The following is a 21382-nucleotide window of genomic DNA, read 5'->3' as shown; positions in this document are numbered from 1 at the left end:
GAAGCCCGAAAAGTCGCCATTTATTGATTTGCATAGTCGTAAAGATAAGAAGGTTGACGCAAAGCAAAAACGAGACTGTCAAGCTTAAAAATAAAGGTGGCAAACACCCCAAAGAACGTGGTGTAAACCCCACAACCGTATAGTTAAGTGCTTAATGAGACCGCCAAATAAATGTGCCGATTTTTTGTTGTTCGCTGTCAACAATTTCCCGTAATTTCATCGTTTTATTGCCTAAACTCCCAAAACCCATTGTCAAATGAAAACGCCGTTCAGTCGTTCTTTTTCCTTTCTCCGTTTTCCGTTTTCCATTTTCCTGTTTTTTTCCACACTATTCCTCACTCAATGTGGAAAACTCAACGAAATTCGGGTAGTGGGACGAAATTTTGAGGATGAAATCAATTTGGCTCAAAATCTGGTCTTTACTTTCAATAAAGACATTGTGCCCGCGTCAGAACTAAACAGTTGGGAATCCACCAAATTTGTGGAATTTATCCCTGCCGTGGCGGGAAAATTCAAATGGACAGCTCCCAACGAACTAATATTCTCCCCCGCCAGCGGCTTTGAACCCGCTACTGAATACCGAGCGGAGTTGAGCAAAGAATTGGCCAAGAAAACCACCGACAAAAAATACGGCGTTTCGGGCGAAGAGATAGAATTTCATACGCCGTATCTTCAATTGACGGATGCCGAGACCTATTGGACCAAATCGCGCGAATCGGGCAAACCGTTGGCCAAAACCAAACTGCATTTCAATTACGGTGTCAACGGAAACGAAGTAGTTAGCAAATTGAAGGTAAAAAGTGAAGATAAGTCTTTTCGTTCTTCCACCACTCAAACCCAACCCTCAGAGGCAATTACGGTGGTTTTGAACGACGCAGCGGCTGACAAAAACGAACAACCTTTGGAATTTTCGGTTGAAAAAGGGGTTAAAGTCCCCAACACTGCTTACACGACCAAAGAAGAAATCAAGCTTTCCGGCACCATTCCATCTGCAACAACGCTGGAGGTAAAAGACGTAAAAACGGGCTTTGAAAACTATCGCGGCGTAGTACGCATTATCACCACACAAGAGCTTCAAAATGTGGACTTAGCTTCGTATTATTCTATTCAGCCCGCGGTACAAACGAAGGCCGAATTGACCGAAAACGGCTTCACTATTCGCGGTGATTTTAATGAAACGGACACCTACGTTTTAACTCTGACCGACCAAGTCAAAGGCGTATTGGGAGCGCATTTGGAAGAAGAAATCACGAAGGATTTGTTTTTTGGTAATATGCCCGCGAGTATTTCATTTGTCAATAAAAAAGCCATTTATCTGTCTTCCAAAGGTGCACGTAACGTAGGCGTGCAGGTGGTGAATATCCCCAAAGTTCAGGTCAAAATTGCGAAGATTTACGAAAACAACATTTTGCAATACCTGCGTACCAATCGCTACGAAGAATACGGAAACTTAGGTGGCGAAGACAATTGGGGACCAACGGGCAATTATACTTATGAAGACGATTACAATCAGGTTTATAGCGACATTATTGTTGACAAAACCATCGAAACCGACAATTTACCAAAAGTAAAGGGCGTTTCCGCACTTAATTTGGGCTTGCCCGATGCCCCTAATGCCTTTCGGGGGATTTACGTCGTCACTGTTCAGTCCAAGGACGAACAATACCAACGGGCCGTGAAAATGGTGTCTTTATCGGACATTGGACTGATTGCTAAGCAGGGGCAGGATGAATTTTGGGTTTTTGCCAATTCCATCAAAACCGCCGAACCGCTTGATAATCTGGAAATCAGCCTTATATCTTCCAACAACCAAACGGTACTGACGGGTCGAACCGATAGCCGAGGGGTCGCTAAATTTGAAAAACTTTCCGAGAAAGCTCCCAATTTCACCATTGCCATGGTGATAGCAAAAACGGCTCCCTCCAAAAACAACATCGACGACGATTTTAACTACCTGTTTTTAGAAGATACCCAAGTCGAAACTTCTCGTTTTGAAGTGGAAGGCAAGCGTGATAATACGTCGGGTTTTGAGGCATTTATTTATGGCGACCGTGATATTTATCGCCCCGGCGAAACCATTCATTTTAACACCGTTGTGCGTCAGCAAACCTGGAAAAGTGTGGGAGAGATTCCGTTGAAAATCAAAGTGTTATTGCCCAACGGTAAAGAGTTAAAATCATACAGATTGAATACCAATAGCGAAGGAGCCGTAGAAACGTCGTTGGTGCTCGACAAAGCCGCCGTGACGGGTGGCTACAGCGTGGAAGTGTACAACGGAAATGATGTACTGCTGGCTTCCAAAAAGCTGAACATTGAGGAATTTATGCCCGACCGCATCAAGGTAGATGCCAAAACCAATCAGGAATTTTACCGCACCGGACAAGCTATCTCCCTTAACGCCACGGCCCTCAATTTATTTGGACCTCCTGCGTCGGGCCGTAATTATGAAATGGAGTTTTCGCTCAAACGAAAAGCCTTTTTTGCGGACAGATACAAAGAATACATTTTCGACATGCCTGACAACGCTACAAAATTCGAGAGCGTTGTCAGACAGGGAGTCACGGATGACAATGGCTTGGCAAAAGAAACGTTTCCGCTTCCCGCCGAGTATCAGGATTTGGGCGTATTGGAAGGAAAAATATACGTAACCGTTTTTGACGAAACGGGACGTCCCGTGAATCGTCTCAAACGCTTTGATGTTTTTACGCAGGATGTTTTTTACGGGGTAAAAATGGCGGACAATTACGTGGGCCTCAACGCTCCCGTCCCCATTGGACTCGTGGCTGTGGACAAAGACGGTAAGCCCAAAGCGACCGCCACGGCCCAAGTTGAAGTTATCCGAATGGATTACCAAACCGTGGTTGAAAAACAAAATGACCAACTTCGCTATGCTTCCAAAAAACGGGAGAAAATAGTGTATTCCAACGTGGTTTCTTTCAAAAATGGACTGGCGGAGGTTCGTTATGTGCCTACCGTTTCGGGAGAATACGAAGTCAGAATACGGCGTGTTGGCAGTACGGGGTATTCGGTGATTAATTTTTACGCCTATGGTTGGGGCAGCACATCGGCCTCTTCGTTTGAGGTAAGCAACGAAGGCGAAGTGTTAATGGAATTTGACAAACCTAATTATAAAGTAGGAGACAAAGCCAAGGTATTGTTTAAAACACCTTTTGTGGGTAAACTTTTGGTGACGGTTGAGCGCAACAAAGTGCTGGAGCATCACTATTTGGAGACGGATAACAAGTCGGCGGCATTCAGTTTTTCAGTAGGAAGTGAACATTTACCGAATGCCTTCATCACGGCTACGCTGATTCGACCTTTGGACAATTCTAATTTGCCGCTTACCGTAGCGCACGGTTTTGCTTCGGTCAAGGTCGAAGACGATGATACCAAATTGCCCGTGGAAATTGTTGCCGTGGAAAAATCCCGTTCCAAAACCAAACAAAAAATCAGGATAAAAACGGCTCGTAATGCGCAGGTGACGATAGCCGTGGTAGACGAAGGCATCCTGCAAATCAAAAATTTCCAAACGCCTGACATTCACGGATTTTTCTATCAAAAACGGGCCTTGGAAGTCAATAGCCACGATTTATATCCGTTCCTTTTCCCCGAACTTTCGTTGGCTTCAGCGAGCAGTGTGGGGGGTGACGGATACGATTTGGAAAAACGCATCAATCCGCTTTCTAACGGACGTGTCAATTTGGTGGCCTATTGGTCGGGACAAATAGACGCAGGTTTTGACGGAGAAGCAGAATTTGAAGTGGATATTCCGCAGTTTTCGGGCGATTTGCGCATTATGGCAGTGGCTTACAAAGACAATGCGTTTGGGTCAGGCAACAAAAACATGAAAGTTGCTGACCCTATTGTGATCAGCACAGCTTTGCCGCGTTTTCTCAGCCCTGATGATGAGTTAATTGTCCCGGTTAACGTAACGAATACGGAGAAAACAGCCGCTAATGTCCAAGTGAGTATCAGCGTAAACGGACAACTTCAAAATCTTCAGGGCAAAACTCAAACGCTGAGCATTGCGCCTGAAAAGGAAAGTCGTACGGCTTTTGTGGTCAAAGCCGCCCAAGCAATGGGGATGGGCAGCGTAACCGTGACAGTAAATAATGGCAAGGAGAAATTTGTTGAAAAAACCGAATTAACCATTCGCCCTGCGACTTCGCTGTTAAAAACATCACAATCAGGCATAATTGCGGGAGGAAGCGCAGGAACCGTTGATTTAAGCGGCAATGGTTTTATTCCTTCCACGGTGAGCAGCAAATTGGTAGTGAGTCGTTCGCCTATGGTGCAGTATGCCAAGGCATTGGATTATCTGTTGGGTTATCCGCACGGTTGTATTGAGCAAACGATTTCCAAGGCTTTTCCGCAGCTGTACTTTGCTGATATTGCCAAATCCATTGCCCCCAAAACGTACGTAGTCAAAACGGGCGAAAGCGATTTTAACCCTACCTTCAATGTGCAGGCGGCTATTCAAAAGGTTGAAAGTATGCAGTTGCCCAATGGGGCGGTAAGTTACTGGCCCGCAGGAACCGAAGAATCGCCTTGGGGAACTGCCTACGCCACGCATTTCCTGCTCGAAGCCCAACGTGCCGGATTTGAAATCAATCAATCAGCTGTAGGTCGGATGTTGAACTATTTGACGGTAAAAACAGGTACTCCCGCTACCGAATATGATTATGTTTACGATGAGGCAAGCGGCTATACCCAAGTGACGATTGGAAGTCGTTCGTCGCTGTATTCGCTGTATGCTTTGGCGTTGGGTGGTAAAGCCAACCGCGCTTCCATGAATTATTACAAACAAAATCAGCAGTTGTTGACTTCGGATACCCGCTACCTATTAGCGGCGGCGTTCAAGCAAATCGGTGACGAACGAAGTTATTACGCGTTATTGCCGGCTACGCTTGCCGAAACTCGCTCATCGCGCCAATTAAGCGGCAGTTTTGCTTCGCCTATTCGAAATATAGCGTTGACCTTGAATACCTTAATCGAAACCGACCCCAACAACATTCAAATTCCAACGTTAGCGCGTCGATTATCGCAGGCACTTAATTCAACCGCCTATCTTAATACTCAGGAAGCGGCGTTCTCGTTTTTAGCTTTGGGAAAATTGGCCAAGAAAAATGCAGGTTCAACGGTAACGGCAGTAGTGAGTAGCGAGAAGCGAGTAGTGAGTAAATTTGACGGGAAAGACTTAATAATCACTAAACCACTAAATCAAAAATTACAAATTACTGCTTCCGGCAAAGGCTCGTTGTATTGGTTTGCTCAGTCTGAAGGTTTAAGTGCCACAGGCGCTTATGTAGAGGAAGATGCAGGATTGCGCGTACGCAAGCAGTTCCTGAACCGCAACGGACAGCCACTCAGCGCTTTCCACCAAAATGATTTGGTTGTTGTCAAAATTACATTGACAAGCACTGACGGCTCACCCGTTGAAAACGTGGTGGTGACGGATTTGCTTCCGGCAGCTTTTGAAGTTGAAAACCCGCGCCTGACTGAGCCGCGTGATATGCCTTGGATTAAGAACCCCACAACACCCGATCATTTCGATATTCGCGACGACCGCATCAACTATTACACTACCGCCAACAACGTCGAAAAGACGTTTTATTACATGGTTCGCGTTATCACCAAAGGTACATTCACCCTTGGGCCCGTTTCGGCCGATGCGATGTATTCAGGCGATTTTCGGAGTTATTCGGGAGGCGGAAAAGTGAAAGTGTATTGATAAATGGTAGCGGTAAAAATACTTTTACCGCTACCATATTAGTTTTCATGTTGCTTCAAAAACCAATTTAAATCAATGGTAGTGGATGCATTCCACATACACTCAAAATGATGATCTATATCATGGAAAAATGTACTTGAAGTACCTTGAATTTTCAACATTGTACCTTCTAAAGCCGAACGGTCTTGTAAATATAGGCCACACCAGTAAGTTTCACCAACACCATAAATGCTAGCTGAAATAAATCCTTTATAAATTTTCACTTTAAGTTTATCTTTAAATTGATTTGGTAGGCGATTACGAAGACTTCTCAACATTTTTTCATCCATCTCAATGGCCTTTTTGAGCTCCCACCAATCATTTTTTCCGAGAGATTCAACTCGTTTTTTTAATGCTTCTTTAGCATACTTATCATATATCAAAATTTCTACACTATTTCCATCTTCCACAATTGTTCTATAAATCTCGTTTTCAGTTCGGTTAGTAAAAGGTAAATGAAGTACCGAAAAACGAATTCGAGTATTTCTTCTTTTGCGCACATCACTAAAAAAACCATCAAGATCAAAGCGTGGAAGAATATCTGCTAACCCCACATTTTCAAAGTGTTTATTTGCTGGAAGATACTTATGTAAAAGTCTCTCTGTCATTATTTTAATATCGTATTTGGTTAACGTATAGTTACCAATAAGGTTCTTGCCTGACTCGTCAACTATTTGCTGTACTTCATCAAGAATTTGGTTTTTAAGGTCTTCAAGCACTATTTTTAAATCAATTTTTCGTTGCTCATCTTCAGAATGTCTAAGAAAACAATGTTCTAAAAAATGTATTACGCCACCTATTAGAACCGCCGAGCCTAATTTGCTTAGGGCTTCTTTAATAAACTTCCAGTCTTCTGGAACAATTAAGGCAATGCAAACTAAGCAAAGTCCCAAAATTGCAATTAATGCCAATAAGTACCGATTTTCCAGCTTTAGCTCGTTAATAAAACGCATTAAATTTTTCATGGGTTATTTGATATTTAGTTTATGGGGACAAAAAGAGTAATAAATCCAATACAAAACAGGGGTTTTGTATTGGATTTAATATTTACTTTATTTCTAAAATATTTCTTATTTTTTCTCGTTTTTTCCATTTTAATTGTCTTATTTTATGCAACATTTTCCTTTTTTTTCATCAAATGAACATTTTTTAGTATGGGTAAGTATGTCGAATTCTCAACGAATGGTGCAAAATTGTTTCTTGAAAGGATTAAAGAATGCTTCCCTAAATTCTATCATAATATAACAGGAGAGGTTTTTAGTGATGAAAACTTGTCAGAGTCAAGATATTGGCGTGTAGTTGGAGAGTTTCTAAGTGGCGAGTCTAAAGAAACCGTAGGAAGTAGATATGCAGAATTAAGGTATTTTGAGAAGAATCCACTAAAAAATGCGCCTCTCCTCAGTAACTTTTCGATTTTATATAAGGATATTTATAGATATGCCTATCTTAATGATGGAAAACTTAAAGGAAAGATTAAGACAGAGACAATTAAAGGAGTTTTTGCATTTCTTTTTGAAGAAAAATATAGAAACGAATTAGATTATACAAACAACTACAATGATGCTATATATCCAGAAGCAATACATGAAAGAGCAATTTTAAAACAAAACAATTGGGCTTTGTATTGTTTTTGGGAACAGTCAGAATTAAAAAATGAAGATTCTTTACTTAAGAAATATGGAATTAAAGAGTCCCTTGTCGAATTTAAGGAAAACATCATTGAAATAGGGAACATCAACAGGAAAGGGGAAAAGAATAGTTATACAGGAGAATATAAAATTGTAAAAAATAAAGAAGGAGGTATTTATTTGGAAACAAAACCGTTGAGAGTCAACGAGAATCAACGGTATTTAAGATTAATTTTATTTTTCAACAAAGATCAAATTAATCAAATTGCATTAGGTGTTTATTACAATGTCAGAGAAGAAGGTACTCTTTTTTGTGGAACTGCTTTATTATTGAAACTTGATAATAAAGAAAAAATTGACACTCTGAAAAAGTACAAATGTATAATTCATGATGAAATTAAGGGTTTAGAAACTAAAATTGACAATGCAATTATTGATTTTTTAGAAAGGCGTGATCAAAATTTCATAAAAATACCCAAAGGGCTGGGGAAATTTACTTTAGAAGAATTGGGGAAAACTATTGAGAAAGTAAGAGAACGAGGCATTAATAAGGATGTTCGTTTATATAGATTTGACTATTTCTTATCAGTTCCTCTTACTTACAATAACTCTTCGGAAGAGTCTGCGGAGGTGACATACCAAACAAACCGTAATTTGTCAGTTAAGCTATCAGAAATGCTTCAAAAGTTTGGACTTAAAACAAAATATTCAACATGTGAACATACAGACATTTCTAAAAATTATAAACAGTTTATACGGCCAGGTATTTATGAAAAAACCTTTGAAGCAATCGCAAAAAGTAAATATTTTGTATTGTTATATCCCAAAATGAAATATCCTAATGAAAAAGATAAAATTCGGTTATCATCCTCATTGACAGAACTTGGTTATGCCTATGGGCTTGGAAAGAAAATAATCTTATTTTGCGATGAGGAGGAATTAGATAATTTACCACATAACATTATTTCGGAGTTAAATAAAAATGTATATATATTTAATTTAAACGGGACTTCTACTGAACAATTTGAGTTCTTAGGCAAGACGCTCTATTTAATAAAAATTATGAATCAAATATTTGAAACAATTTAGATAATTTCAGCTTCTATTTGCCGAGTAATTTTTAGCTTCTGAGTTTTCTCAAATTAAATGTATTTATGAGGAACTAATATATAGTTTCCGCTTATTTATATTTTGTATTTTGACATAAAATTATTTTTAATTCTCACCCCATTTCCAGTCTTTCCCCAAAATCAATTCTTTTTTAAGGCCTTGGGCGATGAGCAAATCGCGGGTTTTGTAGCTGTCTAATTTTTTGGCAGGTAAGTCATTGGCATTGGCAAGAGCGTAGAGAAGCATAGCCGAGAATCGTACGCCATTGACCATTTCTTCCCGGTTGATGAGGTTGAAATTATCACAATTGGCGTGGTAGCAGCCAAATACGTTAGGGCCGAGACGTCCCGCAGGTGCACCCGTCGGGATACCTTCCAGCATAAAAGGCTGATGATCAGAATGAAGCCCTGCCCGACTGCTGACGGCATTGGCATAATTGCCATCCACTTTCTTAATCTGTTCCCCCACCGACTGGAAGAAAGGAATCAATTCGTCCCGTCCTCCCACATTCATTCCGTACACATTATTGGTCATGTCGAGGTTCATCATGAACTTCACCTTATCCACCTGTTTGGTTTTGATCAATTCTTTGACAACTTGGCGAGAACCGAGCAACCCCTGCTCTTCTCCCATGAAAAGCACGAAATCTATGGTCCGTTTGGGTTTTATTTTCAGGGTTTTGAAGGTACGTGCAATATCCATAATGGTAAAAGAACCAAGGCCATTGTCAGAGGCTCCGGTTGCTAAATCCCACGAATCTAAATGCCCTCCGATGATGATGCGCTCGTCAGACTTTCCGGGAATAGTGGCTATTACATTCCGTACTTTGATTTTCTTACTCACGTTGCGCATGTCAACAATGGCGTGTAAATCGGTATCGACCTTCATCCAATTGCGAATTTCTTCACCACTTTCTTTCGAAATATTCACGGCAGGAATAGCAATCAACGACCCCGTTACTGAAGCAGTACCCGTAAGAAGTACATTTCCCGGCACTTGATTAACAGTGATAATCCCTGTAGCACCGTATTGAATGGCCAAAGCCGTTTTTTCAGAGCGATGCAGGTTTTTTTGACCCGGTTTGCCATTCACCAATCCGATATTGGCCAAGGCTACTTTACCTCTAATCTGATCTTTTACCGCCTCAAAGTCTTCCTCCAATCCATTTCCTACATCCACAATACGTCCGCTCACCTTTGCCTGAACGGGAGAATGTGCCAAGGCCACGACGGGTACCGTACGAAAGTTATCACTTTTATTAGGAACGACATCGAGCGTAACCGTATCCCGCATCCAAGATTCCACTTCAAACGATTGAAATTTTACGTCGGCATAGCCGTATTTTTTGAACAGATTGAAAGCGTATAATTCTGCTCTTGCCCCATTGGGGCTACCTGTCAAACGATGCCCGATGGTAGAAGTAGCATCGCCCAATGTTTCATAAGCGCGGCTGTTTTTGAGGACATCATCATTAATTTTCTGAAAAGTTGGAACAAATTCATCGTCTCCACGAAAGGCAAAAAAAACAAGCAGGCTGACACTTACTAAAAAGGCAGGAAATAGGTTACGGTACATGGAAGTTATGGGGTAGCTAAGAAAACCTGCAAAAATACAAAGATGCCATCTGATTATTTCAACTATTTATCAAATGGTTAATTAAGACTTCAAAAGTGCCGTTCCTATGCCGCAATTCAAACATCGTTTTTCAGAACAAAAATTATTATAAAGCTCAATAACTCCCTGAGAATCAAATGCTGTTTTCGTTTTCAACGCTAATCCTTCCCACATCTCGGTTATGTGATTTTGCTCGGCAGGAAGTTGTTCCAAAAGTTCCAATGCTTTGTCTAAAAACAGTCGACTGTCCTTTGCTTCTGAGTAAGCCACCAACAACGGCACAACCGTATTGACAATGATATTTTCTACCGATGTTTTTCCCAAAGCAGGGACTTTGCCGGTAGCTTCTTTTTGAAACTGATAGTGTTTTTGCCAATATCCTGACTGCTCCACACGCAAGGCATTCTGCAACATTTTAAGAGTCTCCGTATGAATAAACAACGAAAACAAACTCGGTTGGCGCTGTACTAAAGTGGCCAATTGAGCCAAACGCACTGTAGGAAAATTGGCAGGGCGCAATCGCAGGAACTTCCACTCGTGTGCCCGAAGTTGCTGCGGTTTCAGGGAATATTTTGCCGACAAAAAATCATACTCCCGTCGCAGTATATCTACGTAATTATCCGTGTTTTCGATTGCAGGCAGCATACCCGACTGTCCCAAAAGAAGTGCTTCCATTTGAGTAAGATTATCGCGGTGTTTTTGGAGGACTTTCAGCGGCAATCCCTGTGCCAATCGAAGCATTGGTTCGGCGTTGATTTTAAACCCAAAGTTTTGAGCCAATAATTGATAGGCCGTTTCTTCCCAATCCTGATGGTTGCGTTCCAACATTTCATGAACTGCAGCTGCTTTACGCTCAAGTCGTTGCATTAATGCTCGGTCGAGCATAGACAGTTTTTGAATTTCGGCAGAAGTTGCAAATTGACTGGCACAGGGAATCACCTCTTTGCTTTCCGTCAGGGCTTGGTATTTGTAAAGCAATTGCCTTGAAGTCAGCGGCTTTAGCTCCAAAGTGGGGACAGAAGTCCCATCGGGGCGCTGAATAATTGCATCATTTTCCCAGACTACATGCAGTATAACACTGTCGTACGCTCGGTCGTGGCTGTGGGTATGCCGATGCCAATCCGAGCTTCGGAGATGCATTTCAATCGTTCCGACCCATTCGAGGCCATCAATTAAGACACGACCGTTCAAAAAATCGGGGCCGGCATTGGTATTGCGCTGTCCCACCGCCAACGTCTGAAGTGACTCACCGGCAACGGTTTGCAAATTTGTTTTATCAAAATACTGAAATTGCCACAAGAAGTACAGGAAATCTTCGGACATAATGCTTTGTTAAAAATAAAATGATACTAAATTTAGTTATATTGTATTGATTGGTCTTGCGCAAATAACACAGACAGTATGAAACGGCTTTTTCTATATTTCACCCTACTTATATTCTTGACTGGGCAAAGTTTAAAAGCTCAGGTAGTCAAGCTTTCGGACGATCCGGTACAATTTATTGCCGACGCACAAAAGATGATGGCCATGAGCGGGAACCCCACTTATATCAAGGCAGCTAAAAACCTCGAAACTTTGTGGTTGGACAGTCGTTTGACGCAAAGTCATCAGAAAAGTATCGTTACAATTACCAAACGGATGGTAGCCAAAGGCTATAAACCGACTACACCTCACTTTGAGCAGTTTTTTAACGGGACTTACGCCGCCTTCAACGGGACGTATGCAGTCCCCACTGAAGTGGAAGGGTATTTGACTACCGCCGCTCAAGTGATAGAGACGTACGATACCAAAAGTTCATTAAAGTACTTCGAAACGGCGCGTAACTTATTTGAAAACAGACTGATATATACTTCTAATTTCAATCGTTTGTTTGCGTATGAAGGCACGTACAGTTTTCGTTTCGAGAGTACCCCCGACCCGAATAAACCGATAGAGCCTGCTAAAACAACTCCTGCCAACGATGGGTGGGGTGACGTAGTGGGCGATTCAGCAGGGGTATTGAAGTTAAATGCTTACGAAAAAAAGCCATTACCAACCGTTACAGGTGCTATTATTGAGTTTAAAAACGTCAATTTGGTCATGGTTACGGCCAATGACTCAGTCCCTCTTACCCAAACGAGCGGAAAATTGGCGGTACGGGAAGGGATTTGGGTAGGAACAGGCGGAAAAATGACGTGGGAAACCGCCGGCAGTCCCGAGGCGTATGTGACCCTCAGTGGATATAGCTTTAACGTTGGTTTACCAAAACTCATCGCAGACGAGGCAAAGCTCCATTACGATACGAAGTTGTCGCAACCCGTGGAAGGAGTATTTGAATACGAAAGTAAAAAACGCGGCAAAGGACACCCATCGCCTTATCCAAAGTTTGTTTCGTATCGAAACGATGCTCAATTACGCGGTTTAAGCAAAAACATTCGTTATCAGGGGGGATTATCGTTGGTAGGACTGAAACTATCCGGAGCCTCATTGACCCAGGACCCTTCTACCATAACCATCAGTTACAACGGAAAAACAGCCTTTAAATCCAGCAGTCGCCGCTTTGAACTGACGGATTCTCTGATTACTTCGCCGTTGGCTACCTTTACTACGTATTTGGGAACTGACTCCCTGCATCACCCAGGAATCAAACTTTCTTACAACGATACGGAAGGATTGGTAAAAACACAACCGGCTGATCGTCGTACCGGTTTTCAGTATACTCCGTACTCCGATTCTTACCATAAGATGTTCATTGAAGCCGAGATGCTGCGGTGGAATTTTGTCAAAAATGAAATTGAGTTTTCGGTTATTTCGGGCAAAACAGTGGTCCCTATTCGGTTTGAATCGTTCAATTTCTACAAACAGGAACGTTTTCGGGCCATGAGCGAGCAGTATGGATTTCACCCGCTGTTGATGGCAGCCAATTACGTAGCCAAACAAAAAACACCTACGTTTGCTCCCGAAGAAATTACCGAATTTTATAAGAAGGATATGAACGCCGTTCGGGCAGCTTTCAATCAGTTATACTTTGAAGGATATGTGGTTACTGATCCCAAAAATGGGCTTTTACGATTAACCAACAAGGGAATTTTGTACGTTTTGGCCAATAACAAACAGGCTGACTTTGACAATCTTCAGATTTCTTCGCTTTATCCTGCCAACAGCACAACGGCCAATGCCAGTATTGATCTCAAAGACAACGTATTGACGATACGAGGTGTGGATAAATTCACCGTCAGTGACTCCCTCAAAATCGTAGCGATGCCTTCGGATAAACAAATCAAAGTCCTCAAAAATCGGGATTTTTCAATGAATGGCCTGTTGGTATCGGCCAATTTCCGCTTCAATGGCCGCGATTTGGTCTTTAACTACAACAAGTTTTTTGTGGACTTGAATAAAATCGACAACATTACTTATATTCCCAAAGCCGCTTATGACAAGGGCAGCAAAGCGGAAGTGGGCGGAGATATTGTCTATGAAAAATCGGGGCGTATTTACCTGAACGATCCAACCAATAAATCAGGGGCCAAGAAAAATTCTGTCTTTCCCCGTTTGAATGTACCGGAAGGGATGACGGTGTATTTTGACCAAGCCGACCGAGGAAATCTGGCTTACGACCGAAAAGTATTTTTCAAGATTCCGTCCATCGACTACGACAGCCTTGCCACGCAGGACATCGTCTTCATCGGGATATTCAACTCTAACGGAATCTTTCCCCCTTTCAAGGCAGAATTGCGTTCTATGCCCGACAACTCACTGGGTTTTAAATACATCCCTCCAGCTGCTGGCTACAAAGTGTACGGAACAACAACCAACGTCAAATTCACAAAAGAGTTGACAATGGACAAGCAGGGGTTGCGGTCGCAAGGGGAAATTACGCACTTGAGCGCTCGTATTCCCACCGAAGGCATGTTGTTTATGGCGGATTCAATGATTGCCAACGGTGCGCAGGCCGAAATCAAAGAAGCTATTATTGGCAAAGCCTATTTCCCGAAAGTAGATTTGCGAAATTATACCATGCGTTGGACTCCCAAAGCCGACAGCATGTCGCTAACAACCAAAGTCAATACCTTTAATTTTTATAACGGAACCACCAAGTTAGACGGACGTATCGTGCTGCGATCCACAGGTTTATATGGAAAAGGGCTCCTGCGTCGTGATGACTCCGAATTGACATCGCAGGATATTAAATTTAACAAAGAAGGATTTTTAGCGGGCGAGTCTCAGTACAAGATCATTTCAAATACCAATACCACGCGCCCTATCCTTTTAGGTAAAAATGTGGATGTGGACTTTAATTTAGTAAAAGGATTGGTAGGCATTTCGACCAATAAGAACTCTCTTGAAAATACGTCGATGGAATTTCCTTTTACAGCCTATCGAACTTCCATTAACCGCGCCCAATGGAATATCAACGCCAAGACCATTGCTATGAAAGGAGACGTAGCAACGTCAACTTTTACAGCTACTGCTCCAGAACAGGAAGGCCTGACCTTCAACGGATCATCAGCTTTGTACGAAATTGAGAAAATGACGCTCAACATTGGCGGCGTACCGTTCGTAACTACCGCTGATGCCAAAGTGCTGCCTGATAAAGGCTTAGTGGTAGTTCACCGAAACGGAGAAATGATGCCCTTCAAAAATGCACGTTTAGTGCTAGATACACTTAATGAGTATCACCGCCTCAAAAACGGCAATATCCAAGTGGTATCCAGAACGAAGTTTACGGGAGATGCTACTTATTTGTACGCCACCGTTACCAACGATACCATCCCGGTAAAAATGGGTAACTTCAATTTACAGCAGGCTTCCTTAACCGCTTCGGCGAGTAATCGCTTGCCGCAATCCAAAAATAAGGTGTCTTACACAGTAGCCAAAGCCGAAATTGTGGAGCTTGACAACTTTGTAGTTGCGCCCCGAATGCAATATAAAGGCCGCATGACGATGCTGGCACCCGAACCTAATTTACAATTTGACGGATATGTCAAACCCATCATCAAAAAACGCCTTGACTTAGTCGCGTCTTGGATTCCGTTCAAAGAAACACCTACCAAAGATGCAGCCCTCAAAGTAACACCAACGCTCAAAAATGAGTCAGATTTGCCTATTTCTGTGGGGTTACACTACCGCGCAGGAGCTGATGGATTGTATTCAACCTTTCTCTCGGCAAAGGAAGCCAAGAACGACCAAACTATTTTTGAAGCAAATGGGCTGCTGCGATTTGACGACAAAACCAAGTCTTTCCGCATTGTTCCTGAACCCAAAACACCCGATGAATTGATTGATGAAGAAAACGCATACACCTTTAATGATGCGAAAGGAACCATCACGTATCAGGGCAAACTCAACTTTATCAATGAGAAAGGAGTGAAAGAAGGCGAAGAACTCTTTATGTCGGCAGGCTCTGTGCAAACCAATATTGACAGCATGACGTATCGGTTCAACAGCCTTTTATCCTTTAACTTTCCTGCCAACCGCGAAATCATTACCAAAGCGGCCGAAAACATTGTACAAACCAACTTAGACGAGCAAAACAGCGACCCTGCTGAACCTAATTTTGAGCGCCTGGGGGCGAAATTAGCTGCCTTGATTGGCCGTAAAGCAACCGATGGCTACATTGCTCGCACTGCGGCGGCCTATAAACCTTTGTTTGATGCCTCGCCTAAATTCAATGCTACGCTGGTCTTATCCAGCGTCAATTTACGTTGGTCGCCATCCCAAAATGCGTTTTACAGTGTAGGGAAAATAGGGGTATCCAACCTTGGCAATACCGACATTAACGCAGAGATGGTAGGGATGATTGAAATCCGAAAAAGTACCCGAGGTGATGAAATCAGCATTTACCTTGAATCATCCGACGATGTATGGTATTATTTCGATTGGCAGCAGGACAAACTCGCCATGGTATCATCGACGCAGGAAATCAATGATTTTATTGCCATCAAATCAAAAGACAAAAAGGAAACGGCTGTATTGGCAATTGGACTTGAAGAGCGGGATATGTTCGTAGACAGGTTCAATTCGTTGTATCGTCCAAAACCGAAAAAGACAACGCTGGCCAAAGCCCCCGTCAAAGGTGCTCCGACCAAAACAGCGACCCCTGCTCCTGGCAGCAAAACTGCAGCAAAGACTCCTCCCGTTGTAGCTACGAAAGAATCAGAGGAAAAAGAAGAAATTGTGGAAGAGGAAACACCCAAAGTAGCTGACAAAGCCTCCAAAACTGAAAAAGGAACCAAGGATACTAAAGTGGCAGCAAATTCCAAAGACCCTAAAGTTGCTGCCAAGGATACTGCTTCTAAAGCTAAACCAGGAACCAAGGTTGTTCAAACACCCGCCAAAGCTCCTGTGAAGAAAAAAGAGAAGGCTGAAGAGAAAGAAGGCTTTTAATCACTTTATCAGCCTTTTATGGGTTAAAGCATAAAAGGCTGATAAAATCAATCACTTATCGGCGTCTTTTCCGTTCCTTGGGAGCCGCTCCTTTTTCTTTACGTGTACTGCTCCGTTGGAAGTTACGTTCACTTTTCAAAGAACCACCACTATGCATTGGTGTGGCATTGGCCAACACTAAATCCATGCTTCTGCGCGAAATATTGGTTTCTTTTACCTTTACTTTCACCGCATCACCAAACGTATAAAACCGCTTCGAGCGTTTTCCTACAAGACGGTAATTTTCTTTGTCGAGTTCGTAGTAATCATCATTCAAATCATTCATCCGTACCAATCCTTCGGAAGCCGTTTCGGTAATTTCAACAAAGATTCCAAATTCCGTCACGCCTGTAATGATTCCATCCCATTCACGATTTGGCTCCATGGAAGCCATAAATTCCACTTGTTTGTACTTAATACTGGCCCGTTCGGCGTTGGCAGCCAATTGCTCCCGCGACGATGAATGCTTGCAGGCAGGTTCATATTCAGCTCGTTCTGGAGCAGGTTTTCCGTCCAAATAATGCTGCAACAAACGGTGCGCTATCATATCCGGGTAGCGACGAATAGGTGAAGTAAAGTGCGAATACCTTCTAAATGCTAATCCAAAGTGACCCACATCTTCGGTGCTGTACCGCGCTTTTGCCATGGTACGAATCGCCAACTGCTCCAGCGCATTTTGCTCGGGTTTTCCCTCCAAATCTTCCATGAGTTGATTGAGCGACTGAGCAGCAATTTTCTCATTTTCAATCTTCATTTTATAACCCAATCGTCCGGTAAACGCAGCAAAAATGCGTAATTTTTCCATATCCGGTTCTTCGTGGATACGGTAAATCATGGTGTTGGGATGATTCTTGTCTTTCGATTTTCGGTGAATAAACTCCGGCACACGCTTGTTGGCCAACAGCATAAACTCCTCAATCAGTTTGTGAGCATCTTTCCGTATTTTGGTATAAAGCCCGAGTGGCTTTCCATTTTCATCCAGATTAAACTTCACTTCTGTTGTTTCAAAATTAACGGCCCCCTTCGCAAATCGCTCGGCTCGAAGTTTATGGGCGAGTTTGTTAAGAAGCGTGAGAGGTTGCGAAAAAACCTCACCCTCAATCCCTCTCCTTTCAGGAGAAGGAGGTAAATTCCCCTTCTCCTGAAAGGAGAGGGGGGTAGGGGGTGAGGTGGGATTTTCCAACACCTCCTGCGCCTCTTCGTAACTAAACCTCCTGTCGGAATGTATCACGGTACGCCCAAACCATTCATTTATGATTTTGGCTTCTTCGTTCAGTTCAAAAACGGCGGAAAAAGTCAATTTATCTTCATTAGGTCGGAGTGAGCAAAGATTATTGGAAAGTTTTTCGGGTAACATCGGTACCGTTCTGTCCACCAAATACACCGAAGTAGCTCGTGCGTAAGCTTCACGCTCAATGCCCGTATTGGGACGAACGTAATGCGTTACATCAGCAATGTGAACTCCGATTTCGTAGTTTCCGTTGTCCAAATACTTCACCGAAATTGCATCGTCAAAATCTTTGGCATCAGTGGGGTCAATGGTAAACGTAAGGATATCGCGCATATCGCGGCGACGGGCAATTTCTTCGACCGAAATGGTTTCTGGAATCGCGTTGGCTTCGGCTTCAATTTCTTCGGGAAACTTGTAAGGCAGTCCAAATTCCGCCAAAATAGCGTGCATTTCGGTTTCATTCGAGCCTGCTTTCCCGAGTACTTCCACGACTTCACCTTCCATTCGCCTCGACCGAGTCGGATATTGAGTAATATGTATCAGTACTTTATCGCCATCCTGCGCATTTTTGAGTTTTGATTCAGAAATGTGTACTTCTTCATACATGCGACGATTGTCGAGCGAGACAATTCCATATTTAGGCCAAAGTTCAAGCTCTCCTACAAACTCCGTACGTCCGCGTTGGAGAACTTCTTCTACGCGCCCTTCGCGACGGCGACCGCTTCGATAATCGCTAAAAAGCGTAATTCGTACCGTATCTCCGTCCACGGCTCCGCGCAAATCATCAGAATCAATCCACACATCGGGACTTCCCGAAAGGCTTGGCTTACCCAAAGGCTCGGAGTCAAGCACGACAAAAGCGTAATTTTTATTCACGTGTTCTACTCTTCCAATCAACACATTAGCGCTTTCATTGGCAGAATATAAACCTTCTTCCGTACGTTTTATGCGTTCTTCTTCAATCAATTCATCCAGCAATCCATTAAAAATCAACCTTAATTTTTGGTCATCGGCATCAAAATGGTCGTGGAGCTGTTGCAGTTCAAATGGCTGTTCGTTGTTAATTTCAAAAAAAGCGGCAATCTCTGATTTGAATTCATCCAAAAACGAGACAATCTTTTTTTGGGGGCGAGCCTGTCTCTTTTTAGGCTCGCGTGATTTTTGATTTTTCTTCATACTTATAAATACTTCTACTCAAATAAACCATTTTTTTACCAAAATCATTGCATACTCTACTTTTTCAAGGATAGAACTCACTATACACGGCACTTTAAGAGATTATTGGCTAATGCGATTAATGCACATTTATGCTTATAAATCTTCTTTTTCCAAAAGAGCCAAACTCACACCAAAAGCCTCATTAAGCGTAATTAAGAATAAATATCCCAAAAAGTGCTGTATAATACACTATTGAGTCATTGGAGTGACTAAATACATAATAAAACATTAAATAGTGCATTAAAATGCTCTTTTTGACGCAATTAATAAATCCAATTGTATATTTGTATAAAAAAGAGCCGTACAATGCACTTTGAAGAACTGATAAAATTAATAAAAGAACGCCGACAAATGTTAAAGGTAACGCAGGAAAGCCTTGCAGAGTTATCTGGTGTTGGTTTACGAACGTTAAAACAGTTTGAAAGCGGAAAGGGCAATCCTACGCTGCAAACGCTACAAAAACTGGCCGATGTATTGGGAATGGAAATTAGTTTACAATTAAAAACGATTTCCCGTCACTCATGAGACAGGCCCAAATAATTTTCAGAGATGATGCAGCGGGGGTATTGACCCAACACGATGATGGCTCATTTACCTTTCGCTATTACGATGCGTGGATGACCGACAGTACTAAGTCTGGCATCAGCCTCACATTCCCTAAAACACACCGGGAATTTCATGCTGATTATCTTTTCCCATTTTTCTATAACATGCTGCCGGAAGGGTCTAATAAACAGGTCGTTTGTAAACACCATCGAATTGATGCCGATGATTATTTTGGTTTGTTGATGGTTACAGCTGCCACCGACAGCATAGGTGCCGTTCGGATTATTAAAATGGAAAATCCATGAACTTACCTGTATTCACCCATTGCCCGGGCACTTTAGCGGAAGGTTTCAGCACCTACAGCAAAACCTGTCTGAACCGGGTATTTGCCGGCAAAAAGGTCTATCACGTATTGTCCTACGATTCACCGGCTTCTAATCCTGAAACCGATGAACTGTTTGAAGAAAACAGGACTCGTATGTCAATTTCAGGGGTGCAGGAGAAATTTTCGGTTGTGCTTGAGAAAAATAAGTTGAGACTCATGAACGAAGGGGAACGCGGTACTCATATTCTGAAACCTATTCCGAGCGCAGGTAAAAAACCCGACCAAATGCCCGCCAATGAGCATCTTACGATGCAGATTGCCCGTCAGATTTTTGGACTGGAAACGGCAGAGAATGTGCTGATATTCTTTAGAAACGGCGCTCCGGCCTACATCACCAAGCGTTTCGATATTCGAGAAGACGGAACTAAATCCGGGCAGGAAGATTTTGCCTCTTTGGCTGGGAGAACCCCGCAAACCCACGGAACACATTATAAGTACGCAGGCAATTACTTGGAATTATTTCAATTGATGCAGACCTATTTACCGGCCTACAAATTGGAAGCGCCCAAACTGTTGAAAATCCTGCTGTTCAATTATCTCTTTTCCAACGGTGATGCGCACTTTAAAAACTTTTCATTGCTCGAAACACCCATGGGTGATTATCGTCTAAGCCCTGCGTATGACTTACTGAACAGCCGTATTCATACGCCAGATAAAGACTTTGCTTTGGATGATGGGCTTTTGCCCCGAAACTTAGCTCAGGGAAAAATCAGTCAACAATTTGCCACATTGGCAGCAAAAGCCGGCATCGGTGAAACCACTTTCAACAATCTGCTTTCGACCCTGCTATCAAGACAGGAATCAGTCGAAAAAATGGTCGCCGCTTCTTTTCTCAACGATAGCACAAAAAGAAATTATTGGCAGTCTTACCAAGGGCGGTTGAAGCAATTGGTGAAAGAATGAGAGGGGATTCGGAAAACGGAGAAAGGAAACACGGAGAATTTTTCGTATAAAATACTCATAAACAGAACTTTTCGTCTTATTGATTTCTGTCAAATTTGTAAAAAGAGTATCTATTCCACCAATATTTTGCAAAAATGAATGTATCTGTTGATTTGACAATACAAAAATTTGAGGAGAGCACTGTCAACTTTTATGACAGCAAGACAATTTTTTTTGACGCTACAACATTTCTTCCTTCAACTGTATCATTTAAGGTTTGGGGCGTTGGACTTATGCCTGACTTTGACTGGGAAAGATATATTGACCTTAACAAAGAAATTAATATAAAATCCATTAGAAAAAAAACGCTCAACAGTGAAACGACAATCCAAGGTTTCGGAGTATTGACATTTAAGAACGTTGTTGCAGGCAAAATATCAATATCACCTTATGACAAAAAAGAGTTTTTAAAAGACTTGGATTCAAGTTTGAAGTGCAATTTGGTGTTTTAGAGCAAACTGGATGGGAGATAAATACCCAAGAGTTTTTCGGGGTCGGTTGTTTAGTTGATTTTCAATCCAATTTACGTCACT

At 42.3% G+C, this 21382-nt stretch carries 11 protein-coding genes; 7 read left to right on the top strand and 4 right to left on the bottom strand.

The annotated features are described in order from the left end of the window. Positions 1-256 precede the first annotated feature (256 nt). A complete protein-coding gene (locus Q0081_RS27455) occupies positions 257-5731 on the top strand; it encodes an alpha-2-macroglobulin (protein ID WP_298361106.1) in 5475 nt (1824 codons plus the stop codon). A 38-nt stretch (positions 5732-5769) separates the two neighbouring features. Here Q0081_RS27455 and Q0081_RS27450 read toward each other — a convergent pair whose 3' ends face one another. Beyond that, a complete protein-coding gene (locus Q0081_RS27450; RefSeq protein WP_298361104.1) occupies positions 5770-6735 on the bottom strand; it encodes a hypothetical protein in 966 nt (321 codons plus the stop codon). A 189-nt stretch (positions 6736-6924) separates the two neighbouring features. On the opposite strand from Q0081_RS27450, the gene Q0081_RS27445 reads away from it, so the two are divergent. Continuing rightward, complete coding sequence (locus tag Q0081_RS27445) at positions 6925-8487, top strand: hypothetical protein (RefSeq protein WP_298361102.1); 1563 nt, start codon at positions 6925-6927, stop codon at positions 8485-8487. A gap of 126 nt (positions 8488-8613) precedes the next feature. Here the strand turns inward: Q0081_RS27445 and Q0081_RS27440 are convergent, their stop codons facing one another. Together Q0081_RS27440 and Q0081_RS27435 are read right to left on the bottom strand one after the other, a co-directional pair. Further along, positions 8614-10083, bottom strand: coding sequence for a M20/M25/M40 family metallo-hydrolase (locus Q0081_RS27440; RefSeq protein ID WP_298361100.1), 1470 nt, complete (start codon positions 10081-10083; stop codon positions 8614-8616). Positions 10084-10164: 81 nt separating this feature from the next. Then, positions 10165-11445, bottom strand: coding sequence for a DUF2851 family protein (locus tag Q0081_RS27435; protein ID WP_298361098.1), 1281 nt, complete (start codon positions 11443-11445; stop codon positions 10165-10167). A gap of 117 nt (positions 11446-11562) precedes the next feature. On the opposite strand from Q0081_RS27435, the gene Q0081_RS27430 reads away from it, so the two are divergent. Further along, positions 11563-16488, top strand: coding sequence for a hypothetical protein (locus tag Q0081_RS27430; RefSeq protein ID WP_298361096.1), 4926 nt, complete (start codon positions 11563-11565; stop codon positions 16486-16488). A 55-nt stretch (positions 16489-16543) separates the two neighbouring features. Here Q0081_RS27430 and rnr read toward each other — a convergent pair whose 3' ends face one another. Beyond that, positions 16544-18934 carry a ribonuclease R gene (gene rnr / locus Q0081_RS27425; protein WP_298361094.1) on the bottom strand — a complete coding sequence of 797 codons (2391 nt, stop codon included), beginning with the start codon at positions 18932-18934 and terminating at the stop codon, positions 16544-16546. 348 nt (positions 18935-19282) lie between these two features. On the opposite strand from rnr, the gene Q0081_RS27420 reads away from it, so the two are divergent. The 4 genes from Q0081_RS27420 to Q0081_RS27405 all read left to right on the top strand — a co-directional run bounded on the left by Q0081_RS27420 (position 19283) and on the right by Q0081_RS27405 (position 21301). Continuing rightward, positions 19283-19501, top strand: coding sequence for a helix-turn-helix domain-containing protein (locus tag Q0081_RS27420; RefSeq protein WP_298361092.1), 219 nt, complete (start codon positions 19283-19285; stop codon positions 19499-19501). Then, positions 19498-19827, top strand: coding sequence for a HipA N-terminal domain-containing protein (locus Q0081_RS27415; RefSeq protein WP_298361091.1), 330 nt, complete (start codon positions 19498-19500; stop codon positions 19825-19827). The genes Q0081_RS27420 and Q0081_RS27415 overlap by 4 nt, the downstream gene beginning before the upstream one ends. Continuing rightward, positions 19824-20810, top strand: coding sequence for a type II toxin-antitoxin system HipA family toxin (locus tag Q0081_RS27410; RefSeq protein WP_298361089.1), 987 nt, complete (start codon positions 19824-19826; stop codon positions 20808-20810). Before Q0081_RS27415 ends, Q0081_RS27410 begins: the two co-directional genes overlap by 4 nt. A 134-nt stretch (positions 20811-20944) precedes the next feature. Next, positions 20945-21301, top strand: coding sequence for a hypothetical protein (locus Q0081_RS27405; RefSeq protein WP_298361087.1), 357 nt, complete (start codon positions 20945-20947; stop codon positions 21299-21301). The last annotated feature ends 81 nt before the right edge of the window (positions 21302-21382 follow it).

Origin of the sequence: Runella sp. (genome assembly GCF_027484545.1) — a bacterium.
In the GTDB taxonomy this organism is placed as follows: domain Bacteria; phylum Bacteroidota; class Bacteroidia; order Cytophagales; family Spirosomataceae; genus Runella.
Note: the sequence above shows the minus strand (reverse complement) of the source record. Positions and strands in the feature narration are given on the sequence as shown.

Coding starts and splice junctions, on each gene's coding strand:
- Q0081_RS27455 (WP_298361106.1), top strand. CDS start 257: ATGAAAACGCCGTTCAGTCGTTCTTTTTCCTTTCTCCGTTTTCCGTTT.
- Q0081_RS27450 (WP_298361104.1), bottom strand. CDS start 6,735: ATGAAAAATTTAATGCGTTTTATTAACGAGCTAAAGCTGGAAAATCGG.
- Q0081_RS27445 (WP_298361102.1), top strand. CDS start 6,925: ATGGGTAAGTATGTCGAATTCTCAACGAATGGTGCAAAATTGTTTCTT.
- Q0081_RS27440 (WP_298361100.1), bottom strand. CDS start 10,083: ATGTACCGTAACCTATTTCCTGCCTTTTTAGTAAGTGTCAGCCTGCTT.
- Q0081_RS27435 (WP_298361098.1), bottom strand. CDS start 11,445: ATGTCCGAAGATTTCCTGTACTTCTTGTGGCAATTTCAGTATTTTGAT.
- rnr (WP_298361094.1), bottom strand. CDS start 18,934: ATGAAGAAAAATCAAAAATCACGCGAGCCTAAAAAGAGACAGGCTCGC.
- Q0081_RS27420 (WP_298361092.1), top strand. CDS start 19,283: ATGCACTTTGAAGAACTGATAAAATTAATAAAAGAACGCCGACAAATG.
- Q0081_RS27415 (WP_298361091.1), top strand. CDS start 19,498: ATGAGACAGGCCCAAATAATTTTCAGAGATGATGCAGCGGGGGTATTG.
- Q0081_RS27410 (WP_298361089.1), top strand. CDS start 19,824: ATGAACTTACCTGTATTCACCCATTGCCCGGGCACTTTAGCGGAAGGT.
- Q0081_RS27405 (WP_298361087.1), top strand. CDS start 20,945: ATGAATGTATCTGTTGATTTGACAATACAAAAATTTGAGGAGAGCACT.